The 4,581-nt window shown below is 61.7% G+C and carries 6 protein-coding genes; 3 read left to right on the top strand and 3 right to left on the bottom strand.

All coding sequences use genetic code 11. The annotated features are described in order from the left end of the window. Positions 1-873: DEAD/DEAH box helicase (locus Y707_RS29655; protein ID WP_155852817.1), on the bottom strand; the 873-nt coding region annotated here is incomplete at its 3' end. Positions 874-1,146: 273 nt separating this feature from the next. On the opposite strand from Y707_RS29655, the gene Y707_RS0107465 reads away from it, so the two are divergent. From Y707_RS0107465 to Y707_RS0107480, 3 genes are all read left to right on the top strand, one after another. Next, positions 1,147-1,572 (top strand): hypothetical protein, encoded by a 426-nt coding sequence (locus tag Y707_RS0107465; protein ID WP_026534599.1) that lies wholly within the window; start codon positions 1,147-1,149, stop codon positions 1,570-1,572. 292 nt (positions 1,573-1,864) lie between these two features. Beyond that, complete coding sequence (locus Y707_RS0107475; RefSeq protein WP_026534600.1) at positions 1,865-3,268, top strand: phosphomannomutase/phosphoglucomutase; 1,404 nt, start codon at positions 1,865-1,867, stop codon at positions 3,266-3,268. Beyond that, on the top strand, positions 3,269-3,733 hold the full coding sequence (locus Y707_RS0107480; RefSeq protein ID WP_051441755.1) for a hypothetical protein: 465 nt from the start codon (positions 3,269-3,271) through the stop codon (positions 3,731-3,733). Between the two features lie 74 nt (positions 3,734-3,807). Here Y707_RS0107480 and Y707_RS0107485 read toward each other — a convergent pair whose 3' ends face one another. Together Y707_RS0107485 and Y707_RS24315 are read right to left on the bottom strand one after the other, a co-directional pair. Next, a complete protein-coding gene (locus Y707_RS0107485) occupies positions 3,808-4,086 on the bottom strand; it encodes a muconolactone Delta-isomerase family protein (RefSeq protein WP_333782838.1) in 279 nt (92 codons plus the stop codon). An 84-nt stretch (positions 4,087-4,170) separates the two neighbouring features. Beyond that, a partial coding sequence (locus tag Y707_RS24315) for a dioxygenase family protein (protein ID WP_442853282.1) occupies positions 4,171-4,581 on the bottom strand: 411 nt, incomplete at its 5' end.

A 4,581-nucleotide genomic window follows, 5' to 3' on the forward strand; every position in this document is an offset into this window, starting at 1 on the left:
CCTGCCGGTATAGGCCAGGACGTTGTGGCCTGCCTCTTTCAACAACCGGGCGGTGTCCTCGGCCCCCGAAACAGTCAAGGCGTAAATGATGCCGGAACCGGTCAGATCGTTCAGGTGGGACAGCAGCCAGCCGAGCCGTGCCTTGGCATTCGGCAGCAGGAGCACGCCCAGCCGAAGTGAAGCCCGCGCCAGCTGTCCCCTGATGCTCAATGCTTCTTCTCCGAGTTGATCTTCAATATCCCGAACGACGCGGGAGTTCGCCGTCGCCGTCGTGGCGAGAACCGGCACGGAGGGAGGCAGCAGATTAATCAAGTCGCGTATCCGCCGGTAGTCAGGGCGGAAATCATGCCCCCAGTCTGAAATGCAATGCGCCTCATCGATGACGAGCAGACCCATCCGGGAGATGAGCTCGGGCAGTTGTTCTTCGCGGAAGCGTGGATTGTTCAGCCGTTCCGGGGACACCAGCAGCACGTCCACCTGATCCGCGGCAAGCTGCTGCCTCGCCTCCTCCCACTCGTGCTGGTTCGCCGAGTTGATGGCCACCGCCCGGACGCCGGCGCGTTCAGCGGCCGCCACCTGGTCCCGCATCAGCGCCAGCAGCGGAGAAACGATCAGTGTCGGACCGGCGCCGCGCGCACGCATCAACAGACTCGAGACGAAATAGACGGCGGATTTTCCCCAGCCGGTGCGCTGTACCACCAACGCGCGCCGCCCTCCCTCGACAAGGGCCTCGACGGCCTCATATTGCCCAGGGTGGAAGTCAGCGGTTTCGGACCCGACCAGTTTGCGCAGCAGTTCTGTCGCCCGGACGCGCAGATGGCCATCTGCCTCCGGATCCGTAGTCTGTTCCGCCGTCGTTCCTGTTTCAGTCATGATCCCAGTTTGCCAGCCGCCACCGTCAGGACCAGAACCGGATGCCGTAACTGTGGATAACCATCGGCAACCGCGTCGTTCCGCGCCTTGGGCCACGTATGGGGTCCCGTTTCCGGTTTTTGGGTAGGCAGCGTGGCAATTTCCACGGTTCGTGTCGGCAATCGCCCTGCTCTGGCTATTCGGAAGTTATCGCTTCGCAACGTCCCACCCCTCCCCTTCAGTGGTCTCGCGGTAGCGTGAGACTAACGTTGTTACATCACAGACAGGGACCTAATGCGCACGTTGGCCAAACTGACTGCTGGTGTTGTCGTACTGCTGGCGTTGGCTGGCTGCAGTAACGATCCGAAGTCTGCAATGTCTGCTCTCGAGGCTCCACCGGGCACGGCGGACACTTTCGGCGGCGACGCCGACGCCTTAGGCATCGCAGCAGACAGCGTGAGGTTGCTGGGGGAAGAGAACGGCTACGCGTTTTATATCGCAGCGCCGGATAATCCCGAGAACGGTAACGTGTGCCTGGTCATCGAGACACTTGAAGCTGACACCGCCTCTGCCGGGTGTCACAACATCCCCAGTGTGACCCCCTTAGAGCTGGCAGTCTCTGGTGTGCGAGCGAAGCTCGTAGTTGATGACTATGACGCGGGCAAGGAGCTGTCTGAGGGCTGGCGGCAACTGCACCAGAACCTGCTGGTACGCCTCTAGCCGGGTCTCCGGCACTCCATTCCGTCGACAGTCACCATCGCCGGCCGGATCAGGTTGCCCGTTGGCTGCGGGAGGCAGGGTTCACGGTCGAGGCCGAGCTGGTCATGCGACCGGATGAGGAGGTCCCGGGCGCGATCATCCTCGCGCGGTGTCACTGACCACCGCGTGGCGTCACCGGCCTTGTTCCTGTCAGTTCCGCGGCTTGCTCGGCGGTTGCACAGATGTTGGATGAAAATGGGATCTGCAGCTCGCGCGCTGAAAACAGTCGGGATAGCCGGTTAGGCTTAGTCAAGTGACCGAGAACATTGACCTCTCCCCATCTTTCAAGGCCTACGATGTGCGCGGCGTCGTGGGCGAAACCATCACCGCCGAAATGGTTGAGGCGATCGGCGCCGCCTTTGTCGATGTGCTGGACCTTGCGGGGCAAACCGTATTGGTCGGCGGCGACATGCGTCCGTCTTCCCCCGAGTTCAGCCAGGCGTTTGCCAACGGTGCCGCAACGCGCGGAGCGGAAGTGCAACTGCTGGGCCAGATTTCCACCGACGAGCTGTACTACGCGTGTGGTTCGCTCAAGGCCGCCGGGGCGGTTTTCACCGCGAGCCATAACCCGTCCCAGTACAACGGGATCAAAATGGCCAAGTCCGGAGCGGTTCCGGTCTCCTCCGAAACCGGTCTTGCCGAGATCAGGGAACAGGCCGAAAAGTACCTCGCAACTTCCATCCCCGCCGCCCCGGAACTGGGTGGTATCGGCGTCCACGATGTGCTCGGCGACTATGCCGCCTACCTCCGCTCGCTGGTTGACTTGAGCGGCTCCCGCCCGCTGAAAGTCGTGGTCGACGCCGGCAATGGGATGGCAGGGCTGACCACGCCCGCGGTGCTGGGTGACGATATCCTGCCGGCGCTGCCGCTGGATATTGTGCCCCTCTACTTTGAGCTGGACGGCACTTTTCCGAATCATCCCGCCAACCCTCTTGAGCCGGAGAACCTGCGGGACCTGCAGGCCGCCGTCGTCAAGCATGGCGCGGATATTGGCCTGGCGTTCGACGGCGATGCCGACCGGTGCTTCGTGATCGACGAAAACGGCGATCCCGTCACGCCCAGTGCCGTCACCGCACTGGTGGCCCTGCGCGAGATCGTCCGGGCGAAGGCTGGCGGAGAAGAAACTCCGGTGATCATCCACAACCTGATCACCTCCCATGCCGTACCGGAGATGGTCGAAGCCGCCGGCGGTCGCCCGGTACGGACACGGGTCGGGCACTCCTTCATCAAGGCCTACATGGCGGCCGAAGGCGCCGTCTTCGGCGGAGAGCACTCGGCCCACTACTACTTCCGCGACTTCTACAACGCCGATACCGGAATGCTCGCCGCCATGCATGTGCTGGCCGCGCTGGGCGAGACTGAAACACCGCTCTCCGAACTTGCCCGCGAATACGACCCGTACTTTGCCAGCGGGGAGGTCAACTCACGGCTCGACGACGTCCCGGCCGCCGTCGCCCGGGTGCGGACAGCGTATGAAAACGACGATGTTGTGGTGGACGAGGTCGACGGGCTAACGTTCACCCGCAAGGACGGTCAGTGGTGGTTCAATCTCCGCGCGTCCAATACCGAACCGTATCTGCGGCTGAATGTCGAAGCCGTGGACCAGAAGACGATGGAGGACGTGCGTGATAACGTCCTCGGATTGGTGCGTCAGTAGATGATTGAAGAACAGCCCCAGACCCACAACGGTGCGGCTTCGGAGCCGTCCCAGCAGGTGCAGGAAGACCTGAACAAGTTGATCGGAACCGGGCTCGGCATGGCCCAGGAACAGCTCGAGGACCAGGGCGCATTCCTTCCGGCCGCACTGATGGTCAATAACGACGGCGAAGTCCGCATGGTCGCCGTCTCGCCCGCAAATGACGACGAAGACATCGACGCCGAAACGATGATCACCGACCTCTACACGGTCCTGGCCGAGCAGAAGGACAACCACCGTGCTGTCGCTGTCGTCTCGGATGTGCACCTGCCGGACGAGAATACCGATGCCATCTTCGTTGCCTCAGAACACTCCGAAGGTATTGCAATCGCCGCCGTGCAATCCTACTCACAGCAGGAAGACGGTTCATGGACTTTTGCCGATCCTGCCTGGGAAGGTGCCGACCGGTCGGTCTGGGAGGACTGACCCGAAGAGCTGAAAAGGCCCCGCTCCTGTCCATCTTGTGAACAGCGGCGGGGCCTTTTTGCATTTCGGCTGACTCAGTTCTCCAGCAGGGCAACATCCGAAGGATGCACCGCCAGGGGCGTTACATCGATCGCCATGTAGGGAAAGAGCGGAAGGTTCCAGAGGATCTCATGGAGTCTTTCGTTGTCCTTCACATCGAAAATACTCAGATTTGAGTACTGGCCGGCATTGCGCCAGATGTGTACCCACTCCCCCGCCTGCTGCAGCTGATGGGAGTAAGCCTTCTCCCGCGAAATGGTGTCGGCTTTGGTCTCTGGATCGAGATCGTGCGGAATTCTTACGTCCATGTTCACGGCAAAAAGCAAGACTGAAATCTCTTCCTGTATCGATGGGCAGCTGATGCGCGATCATGCCCATGCGGTTGTCTTCCGGTGTGGTTATGCCCGGTCCAGCGCGAAGTTGTATGTGACCTCACTGCCCTTGCTTCCGGCCTTCGGCTGGGGGTCCAGGATCAATTCGGGCTTTACAGCGGTGGCAATGTCGTCTTCCAGGTGCTCGTCCCCCTGGAAGTAGAGCTGCGCCGTGACGAGCTGGTGCTCCGGTGCGGAAACCTTCAGGTGCAGGTGTGCCGGCCGCCAGGCGTGCCAGCCTGCTGCTTCGATCAATGCGCCGCAGGAACCATCGGTAGGAATCTGGTACGGGGCCGGCTGCATGGTGTTGATCTTGAAGTTCCCCTGCTCGTCGGCAACGACGGTGCCGCGCAGGTTCCATTCGGGCAGGCCCGGTGCGAATTGTGAGTAGTAGCCATTGTCATCGGCGTGCCAGATTTCGACCTTCGCGCCGGTCAG

This window comes from Arthrobacter sp. H14 (assembly GCF_000520495.1).
GTDB lineage: Bacteria > Actinomycetota > Actinomycetes > Actinomycetales > Micrococcaceae > Arthrobacter_C.